General features: G+C 62.9%; 15 protein-coding genes. 10 read left to right on the top strand and 5 right to left on the bottom strand.

Annotated features, from left to right (window positions below):
* Positions 1-44 precede the first annotated feature (44 nt).
* Complete coding sequence (gene mhpT, locus HV711_RS02605; protein ID WP_028359731.1) at positions 45-1,250, bottom strand: 3-(3-hydroxy-phenyl)propionate transporter MhpT; 1,206 nt, start codon at positions 1,248-1,250, stop codon at positions 45-47.
* Between the two features lie 473 nt (positions 1,251-1,723).
* On the opposite strand from mhpT, the gene HV711_RS02600 reads away from it, so the two are divergent.
* From HV711_RS02600 to HV711_RS02590, 3 genes are all read left to right on the top strand, one after another.
* Positions 1,724-2,560 (top strand): p-hydroxycinnamoyl CoA hydratase/lyase, encoded by an 837-nt coding sequence (locus tag HV711_RS02600; RefSeq protein ID WP_035476943.1) that lies wholly within the window; start codon positions 1,724-1,726, stop codon positions 2,558-2,560.
* Positions 2,561-2,602: 42 nt separating this feature from the next.
* Positions 2,603-4,054 (top strand): aldehyde dehydrogenase, encoded by a 1,452-nt coding sequence (locus HV711_RS02595; RefSeq protein ID WP_035476992.1) that lies wholly within the window; start codon positions 2,603-2,605, stop codon positions 4,052-4,054.
* 74 nt (positions 4,055-4,128) lie between these two features.
* Positions 4,129-6,018 carry a feruloyl-CoA synthase gene (locus HV711_RS02590; protein WP_035476945.1) on the top strand — a complete coding sequence of 630 codons (1,890 nt, stop codon included), beginning with the start codon at positions 4,129-4,131 and terminating at the stop codon, positions 6,016-6,018.
* Positions 6,019-6,079: 61 nt separating this feature from the next.
* Here HV711_RS02590 and HV711_RS02585 read toward each other — a convergent pair whose 3' ends face one another.
* Positions 6,080-6,769 (bottom strand): hydrolase, encoded by a 690-nt coding sequence (locus HV711_RS02585; protein WP_035476995.1) that lies wholly within the window; start codon positions 6,767-6,769, stop codon positions 6,080-6,082.
* A 344-nt stretch (positions 6,770-7,113) separates the two neighbouring features.
* Here HV711_RS02585 and HV711_RS02580 point away from each other — a divergent pair, with 344 nt between their 5' ends.
* The 5 genes from HV711_RS02580 to HV711_RS02560 all read left to right on the top strand — a co-directional run bounded on the left by HV711_RS02580 (position 7,114) and on the right by HV711_RS02560 (position 14,231).
* A complete protein-coding gene (locus HV711_RS02580; protein ID WP_035476948.1) occupies positions 7,114-8,322 on the top strand; it encodes an acyltransferase family protein in 1,209 nt (402 codons plus the stop codon).
* 195 nt (positions 8,323-8,517) lie between these two features.
* Entirely contained in the window at positions 8,518-10,395 is a 1,878-nt protein-coding gene (locus tag HV711_RS02575; protein WP_035476951.1) for a hybrid sensor histidine kinase/response regulator, read from the top strand.
* Positions 10,396-10,676: 281 nt separating this feature from the next.
* Complete coding sequence (locus HV711_RS02570; protein WP_028359724.1) at positions 10,677-11,693, top strand: ATP-grasp fold amidoligase family protein; 1,017 nt, start codon at positions 10,677-10,679, stop codon at positions 11,691-11,693.
* A gap of 264 nt (positions 11,694-11,957) precedes the next feature.
* Positions 11,958-12,959, top strand: a complete 1,002-nt coding sequence (locus tag HV711_RS02565; RefSeq protein ID WP_014972007.1) for a glycosyltransferase family 2 protein — start codon at positions 11,958-11,960, stop codon at positions 12,957-12,959.
* A gap of 48 nt (positions 12,960-13,007) precedes the next feature.
* Positions 13,008-14,231: an acyltransferase family protein gene (locus HV711_RS02560; RefSeq protein WP_035476954.1), complete on the top strand. Its 1,224-nt coding sequence runs from the start codon at positions 13,008-13,010 to the stop codon at positions 14,229-14,231.
* A 68-nt stretch (positions 14,232-14,299) separates the two neighbouring features.
* On the opposite strand, the gene HV711_RS02555 is transcribed toward HV711_RS02560, so the two are convergent.
* Positions 14,300-15,151 (bottom strand): alpha/beta fold hydrolase, encoded by an 852-nt coding sequence (locus tag HV711_RS02555; protein WP_035476957.1) that lies wholly within the window; start codon positions 15,149-15,151, stop codon positions 14,300-14,302.
* A gap of 124 nt (positions 15,152-15,275) precedes the next feature.
* On the opposite strand from HV711_RS02555, the gene HV711_RS02550 reads away from it, so the two are divergent.
* The gene (locus tag HV711_RS02550) at positions 15,276-16,097 is read left to right on the top strand and encodes a LysR substrate-binding domain-containing protein (RefSeq protein ID WP_175126304.1); all 822 of its coding nucleotides are present in this window, start codon (positions 15,276-15,278) and stop codon (positions 16,095-16,097) included.
* A gap of 113 nt (positions 16,098-16,210) precedes the next feature.
* A complete protein-coding gene (locus tag HV711_RS02545; protein WP_035476960.1) occupies positions 16,211-17,131 on the top strand; it encodes an ATP adenylyltransferase family protein in 921 nt (306 codons plus the stop codon).
* Positions 17,132-17,155: 24 nt separating this feature from the next.
* Here the strand turns inward: HV711_RS02545 and HV711_RS02540 are convergent, their stop codons facing one another.
* Together HV711_RS02540 and HV711_RS02535 are read right to left on the bottom strand one after the other, a co-directional pair.
* Positions 17,156-18,397 (bottom strand): NAD(P)/FAD-dependent oxidoreductase, encoded by a 1,242-nt coding sequence (locus HV711_RS02540; protein WP_028359720.1) that lies wholly within the window; start codon positions 18,395-18,397, stop codon positions 17,156-17,158.
* Positions 18,398-18,502: 105 nt separating this feature from the next.
* Positions 18,503-19,300 (bottom strand): ABC transporter substrate-binding protein, encoded by a 798-nt coding sequence (locus HV711_RS02535; RefSeq protein ID WP_013590451.1) that lies wholly within the window; start codon positions 19,298-19,300, stop codon positions 18,503-18,505.
* Positions 19,301-19,528 lie beyond the last annotated feature (228 nt).

Here is a 19,528-nt window from a genome sequence, read left to right as displayed (position 1 = left end):
TCCAAACGTTGTTTTCTATCTTGTCTTTTACTCAGGATGACGTATCAATCCGCCGCACGCGGTCGCCGGATCAGCAGCAGCGCCGCCGCGGCCGCGATCAGCGTCACGGGAATGCTCGCGCCGATTACCGTCGACGAACTGCGCCCCATGGCGAGCAGTTGACCCGCCGCCAGCGGCCCCACTACCGATCCCACGCGGCCGACCGCCACTGCGGCCCCCACGCCGGTGCCGCGCATCGCCGTCGGATAAAACGCGGCGGACAGCGCATACAGCACCGATTGCCCGCCGATCACGAACATCCCCGCACAGAACGCCGACACGGTCAGTGCCGCAAAACCCGGCGCAATCGACAGGGCCGTGAGCGACGCGATGATGCCGACGTACATGCCGGCCACCACCACGCCGCCGCGCAGCCGGTCCATCAACATGCCGATAAAGAGCGCCCCGAGCCCGCCGCCGATGTTGAAAAAGATCTGCACGTAGCCCACTTCCGCGCGCGCAAGTCCGCGCGCCGCCATCAGCGAGGGCAGCCAGTTGAGCAGGAAATACAGGACGATCAGCGTGCAGAAGTAGCTGAGCCAGATTTGCAGCGTCGACAGTCCGCGGTTCGCGCCGAACAGCACCTCGCCGATCGGCGCGGGCGCGGCGTTCATGCCGTGCGACGCGCGCTGGAATGCAGTCGACTCCGGCAGTAGCGCGAGCAGCAGAGGCACGAGGATGAGGGGTCCGGCGCCGCCCACATAGAAGATGTGACGCCATTCCGTGTCGCCCATACTGAGAATGCCGACGATCGACGCGATCACGCCGCCAAACGGAATGCCGCAATACATCACGCTGACTGCCGTATTGCGCGACTTCTGTTGCACCGCTTCGGACGACAAAGCAATCAGGTTCGGCAGTGCGCCGCCAAGACCGATGCCCGTCAGCACGCGCACGAACACCAGCATGCCGAAGCTGCTGACGAGCGCAGTCGCGATGGAAAGCAGGCCGAACAGGCATGCGCTGAGAATCAGAATGCGTTTGCGGCCGATACGGTCCGCTAGCCGCCCGCCCAGCATCGCGCCCGGTAGTAATCCGAAGGTGCCTGCGCTGAACGCGAGCCCCATTTGCGCGACGCTCAGGCCGAATTCGCGGGCCATGCGCGGTGCCGCGACACCTACCGATTGAAGGTCGAGCCCTTCGAGAAGAGCAACCGCGAAACACAGGCTCAATGTCGCGACGGCGCCGCCGCGCGCGGCTTGCTGCGTCATGCCGTCTGCCGGCAAGACTGTTCTGGTGGACTTCATGTCTGCCTCCTTTCGACGGAGGCCAGCGCGTGAGCGGCTGACTCCGGTCTCTTGCAAGTTGATTGCTGCTTGTTGTGTCGATGCCGTCGCTGCGTCGCATGCCGAATATATCAGGTCGCCTGATATAAAGAGTGAATAAAAGCGCGTTGACAAGGACGCGCCTTAAGCTCACTGCGATCGAGCATATTAAATATCAGGCACCCTGACAAAACAAGATAAGTCTGTTTGGTGAATACCCCAGGTGTTAGACGCAATCGGACCAAATCTACGGCGCAAGGGTTTTCCCCGATCAACTAGCGATTGTGCGCCGGGTCGGTTGCGACTAGACTTGTATCAGGCTACCTGATACGGAGTGCCGCCCGATGCAACGCACAAACGCTCTCAGGTACTCGCACATCACGACATTTAATACGCGCAGAACGCGCTGGAGCACGAACATGGCAAGTTATGAGGATCGCTGGAAAACGGTCGACGTGAAGATTCAGGAAGGCATCGCATGGGTGACGTTCAATCGTCCGGAAAAGCGCAATGCAATGAGCCCCACGCTGAACAGCGAAATGGTGCAGGTACTGGAGACGCTCGAACTGGACGCCGATGCCAAGGTGCTCGTGCTGACAGGCGCGGGCGATGCCTGGACCGCCGGCATGGACCTGAAGGAGTATTTCCGCGAAGTGGATGCGGGCCCCGAAATCCTGCAGGAAAAAATTCGCCGCGACGCATGCCAATGGCAATGGAAGCTGCTGCGCATGTATTCGAAGCCGACCATCGCCATGGTGAACGGCTGGTGTTTCGGCGGCGGCTTTTCGCCGCTCGTCGCATGCGACCTCGCGATTGCAGCCGACGAGGCCGTGTTCGGTCTCTCCGAAATCAACTGGGGCATTCCGCCGGGCAATCTGGTCAGCAAGGCGATGGCGGATACGGTCGGGCATCGGCAGGCGCTCTACTACATCATGACGGGCGATACGTTCGACGGCCAGCAAGCCGCGGCGATGGGCCTCGTCAACAAGAGCGTGCCGCGCGAGCAACTGCGCGCGGAAACCGTCGCGTTGGCTGCCAAGCTGCTCGAAAAGAACCCTGTGGTGCTGCGCGCCGCCAAGCACGGCTTCAAACGCTCGCGCGAACTGACGTGGGAGCAGAACGAAGACTATCTCTACGCGAAGCTCGACCAGGCGCAACTGCGCGATCCGGAGAAAGGGCGCGAGGAAGGACTGCGGCAATTCCTCGACCAGAAGTCGATCAAGCCAGGGCTTCAGGCGTACAAGCGCAGTGAATGACGCGCGGATGAAAAACGTGTGCATGCAAAGGAGACAGCCATCGTGAACGAAGTGACTATGTTGATCGGGGGCAAGGACTGTCCCGCGTCGAGCGGCGCGACCTTCGAGCGGACCAACCCGGTCACCGGCGGGGTGGCCTCGCGTGCGGCGGCCGCCACGCTCGCCGACGCGGATGCAGCCGTTGAAGCCGCCGTCGCCGCGTTTCCCGCGTGGTCCGCATTGCGGCCGACGGAGCGCCGCGCGCGCCTCCTGAAGGCCGCCGACCTCATGGATGCGCGAGCCGGCGCATTCATCGAATGCGGTATGGCGGAAACCGGCGCCATGGCGAACTGGTACGGTTTCAACGTGCATCTCGCGGCCAACATGCTGCGCGAAGCCGCGGCCATGACCACGCAGATCGACGGCAGCGTGATTCCCACCGACACGCCGGACAATCTCGCGCTGGCCGTCCGCCAGCCGTGCGGCGTCGTGCTCGGCATCGCGCCGTGGAATGCGCCGGTGATTCTCGGCACGCGCGCGCTCGCCATGCCGCTCGCGTGCGGCAACACGGTCGTGCTCAAGGCGTCGGAAGCCTGCCCGGGTGTGCATAGAATGATCGGCAGCGTGCTGCATGACGCGGGACTCGGCGACGGCGTCGTCAACGTTGTGACGAATGCGCCCGCCGATGCACCCGCCATCGTCGAACGCCTGATCGCGCATCCGGCCGTGCGGCGCGTCAACTTCACGGGCTCGACGCACGTGGGCCGCATCATCGCAATGCATGCGGCGAAGCATCTGAAACCCGCGTTGCTCGAACTGGGCGGCAAGGCGCCCGTCCTCGTGCTCGACGACGCGGACCTGGACGCGGCGGTGGAGGCCATCGCGTTCGGCGCTTTCTTCAACCAGGGGCAAATCTGCATGTCGACGGAGCGCGTCATCGCGCATCACAGTGTGGCGGACGCGCTCGTCGGCAAGCTGGAGGAGAAGGCACGGCAACTCGTTGCGCACGCACCGAACGCCCGCGGCGCCGTGCTCGGCGCCATGGTCAGCGAAGCCGCCGCGAGTCGCGCCACTGCGCTCGTGGAAGATGCGCGCGGACACGGCGCGACGATACTCGGCGGCGGCGCGCTCTCGGGCGCGATCATGCAGCCTACCATCGTGGATCATGTGAGCCCGGCGATGAGGCTGTATAGAGAGGAATCCTTCGCACCGGTCGTGACCGTGCTGCGCGTGGACAGCGACGACGAAGCCGTGCAAGTGGCGAACGACAGCGAGTTCGGTTTGTCGGCTGCCGTGTTCAGCCGCGATATTGCGCGCGCCATGAACGTCGCCAAACGCGTGGAGTCGGGCATTTGCCACATCAACGGGCCGACCGTGCACGACGAAGCGCAAATGCCGTTCGGCGGCGTGAAAGGCAGCGGCTACGGCCGTTTCGGCAGCAAGGCGTCGATTGCCGAGTTTACCGACCTGCGCTGGATTACGATTCAGACGGGTCCGCGCCATTATCCGATCTGAAAACGAGAGGCCGTGCATCGGCATCATTCGAATCCGCATTCTTCGCAGCAGACGGAGATGCAAGGAGACAATCAGTGAATTCGCAGCCGACGCAATCCCGTGTCGACAAGGAAACGCCCGTACGGTATCGCGACGTGCGCATCGGCTCGGCGCCCGCGCGCGTTCGCCGTGACGCGGACGTCTGGTACATGGAGTCAGCCGCCACGCCCGGCGCGTACCCGAAGCGCCTGACCGACCGGCTCGCGAGCGGCGCGCTCGCGCATCCGGACCGCTGGCTCGTCGCGCGCCGCGGCGCCGACGGCCAATGGCGCGGCATCAGCTACGCGCACATGCTCGAGCACGCGCGCGCAATCGGCCAGGCACTGCTCGATCGCAAGCTGTCGGCCGAGCGACCCGTGGCGATTCTATCCGGCAACGATCTCGAGCACATGATGGTCGCGCTCGGCGCGATGTGGGCAGGTGTGCCGTTCGCGCCCATTTCGCCGGCCTATTCGCTCGTTTCCAGCGACTACGGCAAACTGCGGCACGCGCTCGATCTCCTGACACCCGGTCTCGTCTTCGCGACGGACGCCGCCGCGTTCGCCGCCGCCATCGACGCAACCGTTGCCGCCGATATCGAAGTCGTGGCCGCCACCGGTTCGTGTAGCCGGGAAGTGACCCGCCTGTCGACGCTGCTCGAGACGACACCCAGCACGGTCGACGCGGCGCACGACGCCATCGCCGCGGACAGCATCGCCAAATTCCTCTTCACGTCCGGCTCCACGATGTTGCCGAAGGCCGTGCCGACGACACATCGCATGCTGTGCAGCAATCAGCAGATGCTGCTCGAAACGTTTCCGCAATTCGCCGACGAGCCGCCTGTTCTGGTTGACTGGCTGCCATGGAATCACACGTTCGGCGGCAGTCACAACGCGGGTATCGCGCTCTACAACGGCGGCACGCTTTACATTGACGACGGCAAGCCCGTCGGCAAGAAGTTCGACGAGACGCTGCGCAACCTTCGCGAGATCGCGCCCACTATTTACTTCAACGTGCCGAAAGGCTGGGAAGAACTGACGAGTGCGTTGGAAACCGACGCCCGGCTGCGCGAGACGTTTTTCTCGCGCGTGAAGGTGTATTTCTTCGCGGGCGCGGGTCTCTCGCAGGCAGCGTGGGACCGTTTGCAGCACGTGACGGAGCGCCACTGCGGCGAGCGTATCCGCATCATGGCCGGCCTCGGCATGACGGAGACTTCGCCGTCCTGTCTTTTCACGACGCTGCCCGCCATGTGCGCCGGTTATGTGGGCGTGCCCGCGCCGGGCTGCGAAGTGAAGCTCGTGCCCGTTGGCGGAAAGCTGGAAGCGCGCTTTCGCGGACCGCATGTGATGCGCGGCTACTGGCGCATGGACGCGGACTCCACGGCAAAGTCGTTCGACGAGGAAGGCTATTACTGCAGCGGCGACGCACTGAAATTCGTGGACCCGCAGCGGCCCGAACTCGGCCTGATGTTCGACGGCCGCATTGCCGAAGACTTCAAATTGAGTTCAGGCACCTTCGTGAGCGTGGGGCCGATGCGGGCGCGGGTCATTTCGGCCGGCGCACCGTATGTGCAGGACGTGGTCGTCACCGGACTCAATCGCGACGATGTCGGCGTGCTGGTGTTCCCGAGACTCGACGCCTGCCGGCGACTCGCGCGACTGCCCGAGTCGGCGAGTGCGGCCGAAGTGGTGAATGCGCCCGCCGTGCGGCAGTTTTTCGCGGAACTGCTCGTACGGCTCAATCGCGAATCGACGGGCGGCGCAACCACGATCGCGCGGCTGCGTCTGCTCGACGTCGCGCCGTCGCTCGATCTCGGCGAGATCACCGACAAGGGCTCGATCAACCAGCGCGCCGTGCTTACCCATCGCGCCGAACTCGTCGAGGCGTTGCACGACCCCGTTCGGCGGGACCCGAACGCGATCTACGCGGCGCACGCCCCTGCTTGAGCCGTTACACGCGACACGCGAGCGGCGAGCTGCGTGCCGCGCGAGGCTTACCGCTGCCCGCTTACTTGCGTGCGGGCACCGGAGCGAGCACTTCGTGCTTGCCGGCGGCGCGCTGCGCCGCCTTGTGGACCATCGTGTACGCGTAGTCGACGCCCATGCCGTACGCGCCCGAATGCTCCTTGACGATCGCCATGACGGCGTCATACGTCTCCTTGTGCGCCCAGTCGCGTTGCCATTCGAGCAGCACCTGTTGCCACGTGACCGGCACCACGCCGGCCTGGATCATGCGCTGCATCGAATATTCGTGCGCTTCCTTCGAGGTGCCGCCCGATGCGTCCGCCACCATGTAGATCTCGTAGTCGCCCTCGTCCATCGCGCACAGCGAGAACGTGTTGTTGCAGACTTCCGTCCACAGGCCTGCCACGACCACTTTCTTGCGGCCATTCGCGGCAAGCGAATCGCGCACTTTCTGGTCGTCCCACGAATTCATCGACGTGCGTTCAAGCACCTTGTGATCCGGGAACACGTCCAGCAACTCGGGGTACGTGTAGCCCGAGAAGCTTTCCGATTCGACGGTCGTGATGGTGGTCGGAATGTTGAACACGCGTGCTGCCTTCGCGAGGCCCACCACGTTGTTCTTCAGCACCTGACGGTCGATCGACTGCACGCCGAACGCCATCTGCGGCTGGTGGTCGATGAAAATGATCTGCGAGTTGGCAGGCGTCAGGACTTGGAGTTTCGGATTAGCCATGGCTTTGTGCATCCTAAAGGTCGGTAAAGGGTTTGCTGAACATCGGAAGACGTGCCGCACCCGCTTCTGATGCGAGGAAAACTGCCATGGAGTCTACCGGCGGCCCCGAATGGAGTCCTTGTCCCCGTCCTTAATCGTTCTTAAAAATAACAAAGCGAAAGGTTGACGGCTGACCGGCCGTTTCGTCTGATGATTAAGGCGAGGCGCAAAGCGTGCAAAAAGCATGAAAGACGCGTTCTTGACGCTCTGAGAGAAAAAAACAGGAACTTCCGCGAAACGCATCGTGTCCACGGTCGTCGCGGCCGCGAACCGCGCGGCCGCGACTATCGAGGAGGATGTGTCCCATGAAAGAAGGACGTGTTGCCGCGCTCGATCTCGGTCGGGCGCTCGCGATCGTCGGTGTCGTCGCAGTGCACCTGTCGTTTCAATTCCCTCATCTGCCGCACGGCGTCGCCCTGCTCGCGCGAATGGGCCAGTACGGCGTTCAATTGTTCTTCGTGATCAGCGCGATCACGATCTTCATGACGCTCGAAGCGGAGCACGGGCGTTGCACCGGGGCACCGCATGTGACATTGCGCTTCTATATCAAACGGTTCTTTCGCATTGCGCCGCTGTATTACGCAGCAATCGCCGTCTATGGATTCATCAGCTATGGTGCCGCGCAGTCCGGCTACGAGCGCGCGTGGGTGCTCGGCGCACACGGCGCGACAGACATTCTGCTCAACATGGTCTTTTTGCATGCGCTTTCGCCCACGGCGATCAACAACGTCGTGCCGGGAGGCTGGTCGATCGGCGTCGAAATGCTGTTTTATCTGATCGCGCCCCTGCTCTTCTTCGTCGCCGCGAACCGTGTGCGGCTCATGATCGCCACGGCGTTGCTGCTCGCGTTGTCGGTGGTTGTGCTGGTCACGCAGGACTGCCGCGACGGCTTCGTTTGCCACGTCGGCAACAACTCCTTCAGCTATTTCTGGCCGCCGGTGCAAGGGCCGTGCTTTATCGTCGGAATGTGGGCCTGGTACGCATTTCGTCGACATCTCACGGGCGCTGCGAGCGTCACGCGACGTGCTGCCTGCGCGACGTTTCTGCTCGCCGCAGGTTTCTCGCTCGCCACGGCGATGCTCGGTGTATGGCTCGCCAAGGCGCATGAGCTCGCGCCGGTTTTCGCCGCGTGCAGCGCGGTCGCGTTTCTGCTGTTCGTGAGTTCGCGCCGCCGCGAATGCCACGACGAAGCCCTCTCTGCTCGCAGCGGCAAGCCGCTCGGCAGGTGGATGCGCCGCTGCACCGGTGCGCTCGGCCGCGAGAGTTACGGCATCTATCTGTGGCACTTCGTCTGCGTCTATGCAAGTCTGCACTTCTTCCAGGGCACATTCGGCCGAAGCGATCGCGAAACGTCTCTCGTGCTCTTTATTGTGACGGTGCTCGCAGTGCTTGCCGCGTCGTATGCGTTTTCGCGCCTGTCCGAGCGGGTCATTCAGGCCCGGGCGACACGCCTGTCGCGCAGCCTGCTCGCTCGCGTCGACCAGCGCTTTCAGCAAATCTCAGCCCGCGACTGAACATGTTCGGGCACGCCGGTTGCTGGCTATGCCTGCCGAGTCGGCGGCAGGTTCATGCCTGAACTGCCGACGGTGTGCGCTGCAGGCCCTTCGCGGTTCTTCACCCGGGCGCCGCCGCAGTTTGCAACGCGTGTTCCGCACTACAACCGGCGCGTCATTTCTTCGCGAAGGAACGTTTCGCCAGGGCAGTCAACGATGCTCACTAGCACGAAGCCGTCTCACGAGGACGCGCACGACTCAGGCCATTTCGTCCAGTTCTACGAATCCGACGCGGGTTTGATGGAAGACGTGGGCGGCTTTCTGCTGCGAGCACTCAATGCGGGCGGCAGCGCAATTGCGATCGCCACGGTCGATCATCTGGCGTCGCTCACGTCGTGGCTTAACGCGAAACAGCCCGCGCACACCGCATACGAGGCGGGCAGAGTACTGATCCTGCTGGATGCACACGCCACGCTCGAGCGCTTCATGGTCGACGGCTGGCCGGACGAGACACGCTTTGTCTCAACAGTCGGCGCGGTCGTCGCGCAGGCGGCGCAGCGCGGCGAGCCGCTCCATGCGTTTGGGGAAATGGTTGCGCTGCTCTGTGAACAAGGTCAGGGCGAGGCCGCGTTGCGTCTCGAAGAACTCTGGAACCGACTCGCGGAGCGTCACAGGTTCTCCCTTTTCTGCGGCTATCCCGACAAACTGTTTCCGGGCGCCGAGCAGACCCCGCTCTTTCGCCACATTTGCCACGCGCATCATCACGTGCTGCCGGGCAGCGCGTTGCGCGATGCCGGCAGCAAGGAACTGCATCTGCGGCTCGCGCTTGCGGAGCAGCGTGCAAGATCGCTCGAAGATGAAATGAACCGCCGCAAGGCCGCCGAACATCAACGCGACACCGACCGCGAAGTACTCCTTTCTCAATTGCGCGAGGCCAATGGCGCAAAAGATGCGTTTCTGGCGATGCTCGGACATGAGCTGCGCAATCCGCTCGCGCCCATTGTCAGTGCGCTCGAACTGATGGCGAGGCGCGGCACCGATTCGACCGCGCGCGAGCGGTCCGTTATCCAGCGTCATGTCGATCATCTGGCGCGCCTCGTCGACGATCTGCTCGACGTGTCGCGTATGATCCGCGGCAATGTCGAACTGCACCGGCAACGGGTCGACGTGCACGAAGTCGTCACGAAGGCCGTGGAGATGACGCGCGTGCTCGTGCAACGCCGCGCTCATCGATTGAATATCGAGGTGGACGGGGCGCTGGAGTGTTTCGCCGACCCGGCGCGGCTCGCGCAGGCCATCGCCAATCTGCTCATCAACGCGGCCAGATACACCGAACCTGGCGGTGCGATAACAGTGAGCGCTGCAGGCACCGGCGCAGGCACGCTTCGCATCGGTGTACGCGACACCGGCATCGGCATTGCGCCGGACGCATTGCCTCGCATTTTCGACACCTTCTACCAGGGCACGCAGACGATCGATCGCGCCCACGGCGGACTCGGCATCGGTCTCGCCCTCGCGAGGAACTTTGTGCAGCTGCATGGCGGACATATCGAAGCAGCGAGCGGCGGCCGAGGCTGCGGTAGTCAGTTTACGATCGTGCTGCCCTGCGCGCCCTCGCCGGCAATGGCCGGCAGCGCGCAGCCGGCCACGCGTATCGCCGTGCCTGCGCCGCTAGCCACGCGTCGCCCGGAAAGAAGTGCCGGCGCGCAGGAACGACGTGTTCTGCTGGTCGACGACAACGTCGACGCGGCGGACGCACTCGCGGAACTGCTGCGAAGCTACGGCCACTCGGTAATGACCGTTTACGATCCCGCTGCCGCGCTGGCCGAGGCGAGCGCCTTCATGCCCGCGGTTTCGGTGCTCGATATCGGCCTGCCCGTGATGGACGGCTATGAACTCGCGCGGCAATTGCGGGCACGCTCCGGCAACCGGCAATGCGTATTCGTCGCGCTGACCGGCTACGGTCAGCAGGGCGACCGCGACCGCAGCCGCGCGGCAGGCTTCGACCATCACTTCGTCAAACCAGTCAGGCCCGCTGAGCTGCTTGAAATCATCGACGGCGCCTCATTCGACGCTTCACATGAAAGCGCATAGATCCACGAACGGCGAAGTGAAATCGCTCGCGAATTAGGCGCTTTGCACTGTTCTCTCCAGCCACTTCCTTTCTATCCGTACGTGTCGCGATGCGCGGCGAATAGCCGGCGCAAAAAAACCTCCCCCCAAAAAAACGGCCGCCTTCATGGGATTGGGCCAAAATACCTTCGTTTAGCGACGCCGCCAATTGCGCAGCATTCCGTGAGTTAACCTCGCATCGTGATACATCGGGAAGCCTGGCCGGGCCCCGAATGTAGCGAACAACTTACGGGATTCGAAAAATGACGACGACCAACTCAGTGCAATTTCCGGGTGAAGCCGGCACGCCGGTGCCGCTGCAAGAAGCACAATTGTCGGAAAGTACTGCTCCAGTGCGCCGACAATCGACTCTCCGAAAGGTCAAAGAGGCCGCCAAATCGCTGCTGCCGGCGCCCGTGTTCCTGGCACTGCTGCATCACAAGGAGATTGGCCGCTATCCCAACCTGTTTCGCCCCACCACGTTCAACGAGAAAATCTTGCAGAAAAACCTGCGGCCGGACCCGTGGTTCGCGGAGCTGACGGACAAAATCGCAGTAAGAGGCTATGTCGCGAGCAAGCTGGGCGAACAGCATGTGATTCCGCTGCTCGCCGCGCCGGACGTTTTCACGAAAGAAGTATTCGACGCGTTGCCGAACTCGTTCGTGATGAAGGCGAATCACGGCAGCACCTATGTGGAAGTGGTAAGGGACAAATCCGCGCGCTCGTTCGAACAACTACGAGAACTCGCCAATCACTGGCTCACACTGGACTTCTACAAGATCGCGCGCGAAAAGCATTACCGCCAGATCAAGCCGCGCATTTTCTTCGAGCAACTGTTGCTGGACCAGAGCGGCCGGATTCCCGCCGACTACAAACTGCACTGCTTTGGCGGACGAAGCGGAAGACCGCACATCTACATTCTCGTAATCTCCGACCGGTTCGGCTCGAACACGCGCGGCGACATCTACGACGCCGACTGGAACCATCTCGACATGGCCATTGGCGCTTATAAACCGAGCCCTGAGCCCGCGCCGCGCCCCGCCAATCTGGATGCCATTCTTTCCGCCGCAAGAAAACTGTGCGCGGACTTCGACTATGTGCGCGTGGACCTGTACGCGCCGGATAACCAGATCTATTTCGGCGAGCTGACTTTTACGCCGGGCGCCGGAGTACTGCCTTTCACGCCGGACAGAATCGACTACGAGTGGGGAAAACTCGTGCCCGATGCATTCCTGTCGAACCGGCCTCCTTTACCGATACTGTCGGATAACCCAGCGTAACGCTTGCCGATTTTTTCCGGCAAGTTTGTCACCTCTTTCACTCGGCGCAGCAGGGTTTATTCCCTGCTTTACCGAAGCATGCGCGAGCGCAGAAAGCTGTGTTATCGACCGCACATATCGCATGACGGTTTGTTGGCGACGCAACCAACGGAACGGTAAATTGATTTGTGCTAGTTCGACAGAGGCCCATGCGACCGGATGCGCTGATGCGGGCGATTGTCGCCCGTGCGCAGCGGTCGTGGTTCACGACAGTGGTGAAGACAAATGCAAAACGTGACAATCGTCATCTGCAATTACAACTACGGCCGATTTCTGGCCGGGGCAATCGACTCGGCGCTTGCCCAGGACTATCCAGCAACCCAGGTGCTCGTAATCGACGACGGATCGACAGACGACTCCCGCGAAATCATAGAAAGTTACGGCTCCCGCATTAAGGCGCTTTACAAGCAGAATGGAGGTCAGGTCTCCGCCTATAACGACGCGGTCAATATGATCGACACGGAATTCGTCATGCTGCTCGATTCCGACGATCTGCTGTATGCGCATGCGGTTTCGAAAGTCATGCGCGTGTTTGAAACCGGCAGCTTCGTCAAGGTCCAATTCCGGCTCGACGTGATCGATCCTTCAGGCAAGCCTTCGGGCACGTATGTGCCGCATTCGGCGGCTCCATGCGACTGCGGCGGACCGTTGCGCCAGGGCTGGCTCTATCCGTCGCCGCCGGCTTCGGGCAACGCCTATCGGACCAGTGCATTAAGGCGAATTTTTCCGGTGCCGGAAGCCGAGATCAATCGCTACGGTGCGGACTTCTATGCGATCTACGGCGTCGCGCTGCTCGGGACCGTTGCGACGATTCCCGAATCGCTCGGCGCGTATCGCGTACATCGCACCGAAAATTCGGGCATCGATTTCGCCAACTCGGAAAGCAACGACAAAGCGCCGAAGGCGTTGACGAAGCGTTGGGCGATCCTGCGGCAAATGGCGCGTGCGCGTTTGGGAATCGAATTGCCCATGTCGTTCTATGACTTCTCGCTCGAGAAATCGTACTTCTGTTCCGCCATTTATCAGGCGCCGTTCACGAAGCGCTGGCGCTGGGTGAGCCGCCAGTCGCACAGCTACTTCCGCTCCATCGTTGCCAACCCGTTCTGGAGTTACAAGAAGAAGATCGGCACGCTCGCCCTGTCGAGTCTTTGCCTTCTGCCTTTTTCCGCGCTCTCCGATTTCGCCGTTCGCTATATTGCCAACCCGCTTGCCCGGCGTCGCCTGTAGAGGCGTTTCACTCGACTTCGGCGCAACCCATCTTGCCTGGACCACATGATGAACAAGTTCGTTGGCCTCGATGTGCTTCGTTTCGCACTCGCCGTTTATCTGATGGTCTTTCACTCGATACATCAGTATCCGCAGTACACGACGCTGCCGCTGGTGGAACTCGCCAATCTTGGCGGGTTCGCCACCAGTTCGTTCTTCATCCTGTCGGGCTTCATTCTTGCGCACGTCTACTTTGGACGCACGACGGAACTGCGAGGCGGCACACGTGAATTCTTCGTGAAGCGCCTGTCGAACCTGTACCCCGTGCATCTGATCGCGCTGGTACTGGTGCTTCTCGTGTCGGTGGTCGGCACGCGGGGGTTCCAGCAGTTCGCCGTGATGTCGCTCGACGATGCCGAGCATTTCGTCACCCTAGGCACCACAGAAACCGCCGTGAATTTCGTGCTGAATCTGTTTCTGCTGCAAGTGTGGTATCCGCTCTATGGGTCGGTGAATCCGCCGTCGTGGTCGCTTGCCACCCTGTTCTTTTTCTATCTGGCGTTTCCGTTCGTCGCGCCGCGGCTGCTTCGAGCCAGGAACAAGTACCGGCTCGTCGTGGTGCTGTGGGTGCTCTACCTCGTTCCGCCTGTCGCCGCGACTCTGATGCACTGGTACAGCCCCGCTGCGGTCGGCTTCATCACGCGCAATCCGGTGCTGCGGCTGCCCGAGTTTCTGGTCGGTATCGTCGTGTATGGACTCTTTCGCGAGGGGCAGTTGAACGCGATATACGAGAGCCGTGCGAGGATCTTTGCAGCATTGCTTGTTTTTGCGGCCTCGTTCGCGGTCGCCGCATGGCTCGAGACGCATGGATCGATGAGTACGCGTTACGTGGTTCACAACGGCGCGTTGATGCCGGGAGAAGTGCTGCTCGTGATCGTCTTCGCCGGGCTGACCGTGCCATCACGCTTCGCGGCGCTGGCCACGCGCCTCGGCAATTCGGCGCTTTCGCTCTTCGCGATTCATGTCCCCGTCTTTCTGGTCATGATGAAGGTGTTGAAGCTGCTCTCCATTGGCAAGTCGCCGCTGTGGTGCGCTTCGCACTTCTCCGAGTGCGTCGCGGCTTCGAAGGAAGTCGTGCCGAGCATGGCGACGTATCCGCTCTATCTGATCGGCACCGTGGTCGCGGCGGTGTACTTCCAGGAGCGGCTCGTCGCGCCGTTAAGAGACTGGATTCGCGGCCGGTTTCTCACCACGAGGCCGCGCGCCGGGGCAGCCGGCGCGAGAAGTCTTTGACCTGTATGTGCGCGGCGCCTATGTGGCGCGGCGCTCGCGACACGCAGCTCAGCGCTGCGACGGCCCCCTCAGAAGCTCGCAAACGACTGGACGAGCCGGTTAAAGGCGCCCGCGTTCGACACATTCATGCCGTGTGACGCCCCCGCGATGGTCTGCCTGTCCGCGTAGTCGATCCACTCAGCAAGTTTCTCGACATTGTTGCGGAACATACGAGGGCTGCGCTGCCCTTCGATCAGCAGCGTTCGGCATTTCACGCCGCGTGCAGCCTCGCGCGAATAAGCCGGCAACGGGTCGCGAAACTGCTTCGGCAAGGTCGCGGCGTTGTCCGCGGCCATGGTGCGAAAGGCGACCGAACTCTTGCGCCACGAGCCCGGCGCACTCACCGAGTCGACGAACAGTTCGAGTCCCGCGTCGATCTCGCCGGTTTCGATCAGCTCGGCCACCCGCGCGCGCAGCGCATTCGTCGCCGCGGGCAGCGCGGCCTCGGGCATGCCGTCCAGCTGCAACGGCCCGCCCGGGTCGGCAAGCGTCAGCGTCTTCACGAGACGCGGATGCTCGCGCGCCACATGAAACGCGACGCAACCGCCGCGCGAATGCCCCACCAGATGGACGGGCGCGACGCCGAGCGCCTCGATGAACTCGGCCAGTTCGGCGACGTGCGTCTGCCAGCCGAATTCGCCCTGAATGCAGGCCTCGCCCGCCGGCCAATAATGGCTCAGGCTCACCGAGATGCAGCGAAAATGCGCCGACAGGGCCGCCGTCTGCGCGCTCCAGTAGCGGTAGTCACACAGCGAGCCGTGCACGAACACGAGCGGCTCGCCCTCTCCGCACTCGACGTACGGCACGCAAATGCCCGAGGCAATCGTCGCAAACGAGAGGTCGGGCACGGCAAGCAGGGAGAAATCGGTTCGGGCGTTCATACACGGGCTCCTTTGCCAGCACTATGCCGCACGTCAAGATTTAAGAAAATCGCGTAATATTGATGGAATCCATCAACTTTTCTGATACCAAGTATTGAAAGCCCTTGACCTCGACGTGATGGCGATGATCGTCGCCGTGGCGGACGCCGGCAATATCAGCCGTGCGGCGGAGCTCGTGCACCGCTCGCAGTCAGCGGTGAGCATGCAGATCAAGACGCTCGAGGCCGCGCTCGGCAAGCCGCTCTTCGTCCGCAAGCCCAGAAGCGTGGTGCCGACCCAGGACGGCGAAGTGCTGCTCGCCTACGCGCGCCGCATGCTGGCCTTGCGCGACGAGGCGTGGGCCGCCGTGGTGCGGCCCGACGTGACCGGCCGCGTGAGCATCGGCGTGCCGGACGACTACGCGTCCTCGCTGCTGCCGCCCATCCTCAAGAAATTTTCCGCGACCTATCCGAAGGTGGAGATTCGCGTGGTGGGCCTGCCGAGCGTGGCGCTTGCGCCGATGGTGAAAGACGGTTCCGTCGATCTGGTGTGCGCGACGCGCGTGAAGGGTCTGGCGGGCGAGTTCCTGCGGCTCGAACCCATGGTGTGGGCCGCATCGCCGAGCGCGCACGACATCTGGCGGGAAAGACCTCTGCCGATTGCGGTGTTTTTGCCGGGCAGCGTCGCGCGCGAGAACGCGATTCGCAGCCTCGAACAGGCTGGAATCAGTTATCGCACGTCGTATGAAAGCCCGAGCTTGATGGGTCTCGTGTCCATGGCCGAGGCGGGCCTTGCCGTGGTTCCGCTCGCCCAATGCGCAGTGCCCGCGCATTTCGCCCTGCTCGGCCAGGCGCAGGGCTTACCCGAAATCGCCGCGCTCGAAGTGGTGCTCGCGCGAAGCACGGCATCCAAGCGCCCGCCGTGCGACTTTCTCGCGGAGAAAATCATCGCCGAACTGAGGCGCTAGGCCACCGCCAGGGTGAAGTCGCACGGTGCGTTGCACGACACGTCGCGCATGCACGCGGCCGCGAGTGTATAAAGGAAGCTGTCTCTCGCGCCAACCCGAAGCCGCCCATTCCGATGACTACGCCCCCTCGCGAATCGTCCGGCACCTTGTGGCCTGCCGTCGTGCGCCAGACGCAGCATGCGTTGGCCTGCGGCGCGCTGCACCCCATACAAACCGTGCGCACGACGATCGAAGACGGCGGCGTGCGTTTCCTCATCCGCCAGGTGTCGAGTCTGGAACGCAAGGACGAGGACGCCCGGCAACGCAAGAAGGACCCGGCCAGCCGTCGCGCGGTCAACCCCTTCCTGCCCTATGAGCCGGACTTGTTCGTCGCCGATATCTCGGACACGCACCTTGTCCTGCTGAATAAGTTCAATGTGATCGACCACCATCTGCTGGTCGTGACGCGCCGCTTCGAGTTGCAGGAGAACCTGCTCGATCTGGCGGATTTTCGCGCACTGTTCGATTGCATGACGCAGTTCGAGAGCCTCGGTTTCTACAACGGCGGACCGGCGGCCGGCGCGAGTCAGCCTCACAAGCATCTGCAGATCGTGCCGCTGCCGCTCGACGAAAGCGCCTCTCATCTGCCGATCGAGCCGTTGCTGGCGGCCGCATCCAGCGACGGCAGCCTATGCACCGTGCCAGGACTCGGCTTTCCGCACGCATTCGCGAGCCTCGATGCGAAGCTCGCAGACAACCCGCAGCAACTGGCGGACCGTGCATTGCACACGTACCAGCATCTACTCGATGCCGCCGGTTTGCACGCCGTGGAGGTGAACGGGCAAGCGCGCCAATCCGCGCCCTACAACCTGCTCGTGACGACGCGCTGGATGATGATCGTGCCGCGCTGCGTCGAACGAACAGAAGGCATTGCAGTCAACGCGCTGGGTTTTGCGGGCTCGCTCTTCGTTCGCAACGACATGCAGATGCAGACCATCCGCAAGCTCGGTCCCATGAAGGTGCTGCGGCGGGTCGCGGGACTTGTCCCACCGTAGCCGGCACGCAAGCGCAGGCCACGCTCAGGCGAACCGCTCGGGCCGGAACGGACGCGCATCGACGAAAGGCTCTTCACCCGTCATCATCTCCGCGAGGAGCCGCCCGCTTACCGGGCCGAGCGTCAAGCCATGATGGTTGTGGCCGAATGAGAACCACAGTCCCCGGTGCCGCGGCGCGCGCCCGATGATGGGCCGCATGTCGGGCGTGCAGGGGCGCAAGCCGAGCCACGGGTTCGCGTCGAGCCGCTCGCCCAGGCCGAACACCGGCTTTGCCGAGCGCTCGGCGCGTTCGAGCTGGACGCCGGTAGGCTTCGCTTCGCGCCGCGCGATCTCTACACCCGTGGTAAGCCGCAAGCGCCCTTGCATCGGCGCCACGACGTAGCCTTGTTCCGAGTCGACGTAGGGCATGGAGAGCATCGGCTTTGTCGCCCGGTAATGCATGTGATAGCCGCGTTTGGCGCGCAGCGGAATGCGGTAGCCGAGCGGCTCGAACACCTTGTCCGACCATGGGCCGAGCGCCACGACCACGTCTTTTGCGCCGATCCGGCCGGAAGACGTCTGCACCGTCCATGCGCCCGCCTCTTGTTGCAGAGTCGTCGCGTCGCCGGTCAGGAGCGTGCCGCCGTTATGCTCGAAGAGACGCGCATAGCCTTTCGTCAACGCGCCGGGATTCACGATGCTTTTTGGGTCCTGCCAGTGCAGCGCGCCGCAGAATCCGTCTGCGAGACCGGGCTCTTGTGCCGCCAGCGCGGCTCTATCGAGTGCGACGACATGCAGGCCATGCGTTCGCGCGGTAGCTTCGGCGGCGGCTGCATGGCGTGCGAATTCCTTCGGTGTGCGAAACGCCTCCATCCAACCCTTGCTGACGGCCAGCTCCGCGAGACCGGCGCGCGCGATCAGCAGATCGTGCTCGGCGACGCTGTGACGGATCAACGGCAGCATGTCGTGCGCGGCGCTCATCAGCCGCTCGGGCGACGACTCCCACCAGAAACGCGCGAGCCAGCCCGCAAAAGAAGGCAACGCGCGATAGTCCCAGTAAAGATCCGTCGACTGATTGCGCGCATAGCGCAGCAGCGTGCCGAGATGGCGCGGAAACGCGTAAGGCACGACCGACGACGACTCGATCAGGCCCGCGTTGCCGAAACTGGTTTCCTCGCCGGGCGCGCGCCGGTCGACGAGCGCCACGCGCCGTCCCCGCGCCTGCACATGCAGCGCAGCCGACACACCGACGATGCCGGCGCCCAGCACGATCACATCGAAATCCATAAGCTCGCTCTGCTTGCCCCGTGAAAGCGGACTCGTCTATTGAACATCCGCACAACGCGCACATGGGCGGCCGGCGCGCAATGTCCGCGCCGGTCGCGCCATGCGTTACTTCGCGATGATGTCGCGATTGAAGTACTTCTGCGAGAGCGCGCTTAGCGTGCCGTCTTTCTTCAGCGCGTCGAGCGCCGCGTCGACTTTCTTCGCGAGTGCCTTGTCGCCCTTGCGCATGCCGAAGCCGGTTCCTTCGCCGAGCGTGGCCGGATCGCTGAGCGGCTGACCGGCAATCGCATAGTCGTGGCCCGCCGGCTTCTTCAGGAAGCCGTCTTCGACGGTTTGTGCTTCCTGGACCGCGGCGTCGAGCCGCCCCGCCACGAGGTCGGTGTAGACCTGGTCCTGATCCGCGTAAGAGACCACGGAAACGCCGGCGTTCGCCCAATGCGCTTTCAAAAAGTCTTCCTGCGACGAACCTTGCAGCACGCCGACGCGCTTGCCCTGCAGGCTCTTCACGTCCGGCATCAGGCCGGAGCCGCGCTTTGCCACCATCACGATCGGCACCACGTAAATGGGCGGCGTGAAGTCGATGGTCTGCTTGCGCTTGGCGGTGATGTTCATCGCCGAGTTGATGACGTCGAATTTACGCGCCTGCAACGCGGGAATCAGACCGTCGAACGCGTTTTCGACCCATTCGCATTTCACCGCCATCTTCGCGCACACCGCATTGCCGACGTCCACGTCGAAGCCTTGCAGCTGGCCCGTGGCGGACTTGCTTTCGAACGGCGGATAAGCCGCCTCGATGCCGAAGCGCAAGGTGTTCTGGGTTTCGGCGCTGACGGTGCCGACCGACCCGACGGACGCGACCACAGCAGCGGCGACGAAAAGTGAGAGTTGGAGCTTACGAAGCATGATGGTTCCCTGTCTGTTTGGGATCGCGAATCAGCGGCACAAAAGAGCGTTGCCTGTCTGCCTTGAGAGGCCGCCCGAATCTCGGGGAAACCCGCGTTCGCGCCCTCTCTGGAACAACAGTCTATTCTGGACAGCCACAAAAGCAAGCGATTTTCAAAAATAAAAGTCCAGTCTGGACTTTTTGACCTTAGAATGACCGTGACGCCGGAGACGGCAAACGTTGCGGAG

Origin of the sequence: Paraburkholderia phenoliruptrix, from assembly GCF_902859825.1 — a bacterium.
Taxonomy (GTDB): domain Bacteria; phylum Pseudomonadota; class Gammaproteobacteria; order Burkholderiales; family Burkholderiaceae; genus Paraburkholderia; species Paraburkholderia phenoliruptrix.
This window is presented reverse-complemented; position numbering and strand designations above follow the sequence as displayed.

Excerpts from the sequence above, each read along its gene's own strand:
- mhpT (WP_028359731.1), bottom strand. The coding sequence starts at position 1,250 with ATGACGCAGCAAGCCGCGCGCGGCGGCGCCGTCGCGACATTGAGCCTG.
- HV711_RS02600 (WP_035476943.1), top strand. The coding sequence starts at position 1,724 with ATGGCAAGTTATGAGGATCGCTGGAAAACGGTCGACGTGAAGATTCAG.
- HV711_RS02585 (WP_035476995.1), bottom strand. The coding sequence starts at position 6,769 with ATGGCTAATCCGAAACTCCAAGTCCTGACGCCTGCCAACTCGCAGATC.
- HV711_RS02580 (WP_035476948.1), top strand. The coding sequence starts at position 7,114 with ATGAAAGAAGGACGTGTTGCCGCGCTCGATCTCGGTCGGGCGCTCGCG.
- HV711_RS02575 (WP_035476951.1), top strand. The coding sequence starts at position 8,518 with ATGCTCACTAGCACGAAGCCGTCTCACGAGGACGCGCACGACTCAGGC.
- HV711_RS02570 (WP_028359724.1), top strand. The coding sequence starts at position 10,677 with ATGACGACGACCAACTCAGTGCAATTTCCGGGTGAAGCCGGCACGCCG.
- HV711_RS02565 (WP_014972007.1), top strand. The coding sequence starts at position 11,958 with ATGCAAAACGTGACAATCGTCATCTGCAATTACAACTACGGCCGATTT.
- HV711_RS02560 (WP_035476954.1), top strand. The coding sequence starts at position 13,008 with ATGAACAAGTTCGTTGGCCTCGATGTGCTTCGTTTCGCACTCGCCGTT.
- HV711_RS02555 (WP_035476957.1), bottom strand. The coding sequence starts at position 15,151 with ATGAACGCCCGAACCGATTTCTCCCTGCTTGCCGTGCCCGACCTCTCG.
- HV711_RS02550 (WP_175126304.1), top strand. The coding sequence starts at position 15,276 with ATGATCGTCGCCGTGGCGGACGCCGGCAATATCAGCCGTGCGGCGGAG.
- HV711_RS02545 (WP_035476960.1), top strand. The coding sequence starts at position 16,211 with ATGACTACGCCCCCTCGCGAATCGTCCGGCACCTTGTGGCCTGCCGTC.
- HV711_RS02540 (WP_028359720.1), bottom strand. The coding sequence starts at position 18,397 with ATGGATTTCGATGTGATCGTGCTGGGCGCCGGCATCGTCGGTGTGTCG.
- HV711_RS02535 (WP_013590451.1), bottom strand. The coding sequence starts at position 19,300 with ATGCTTCGTAAGCTCCAACTCTCACTTTTCGTCGCCGCTGCTGTGGTC.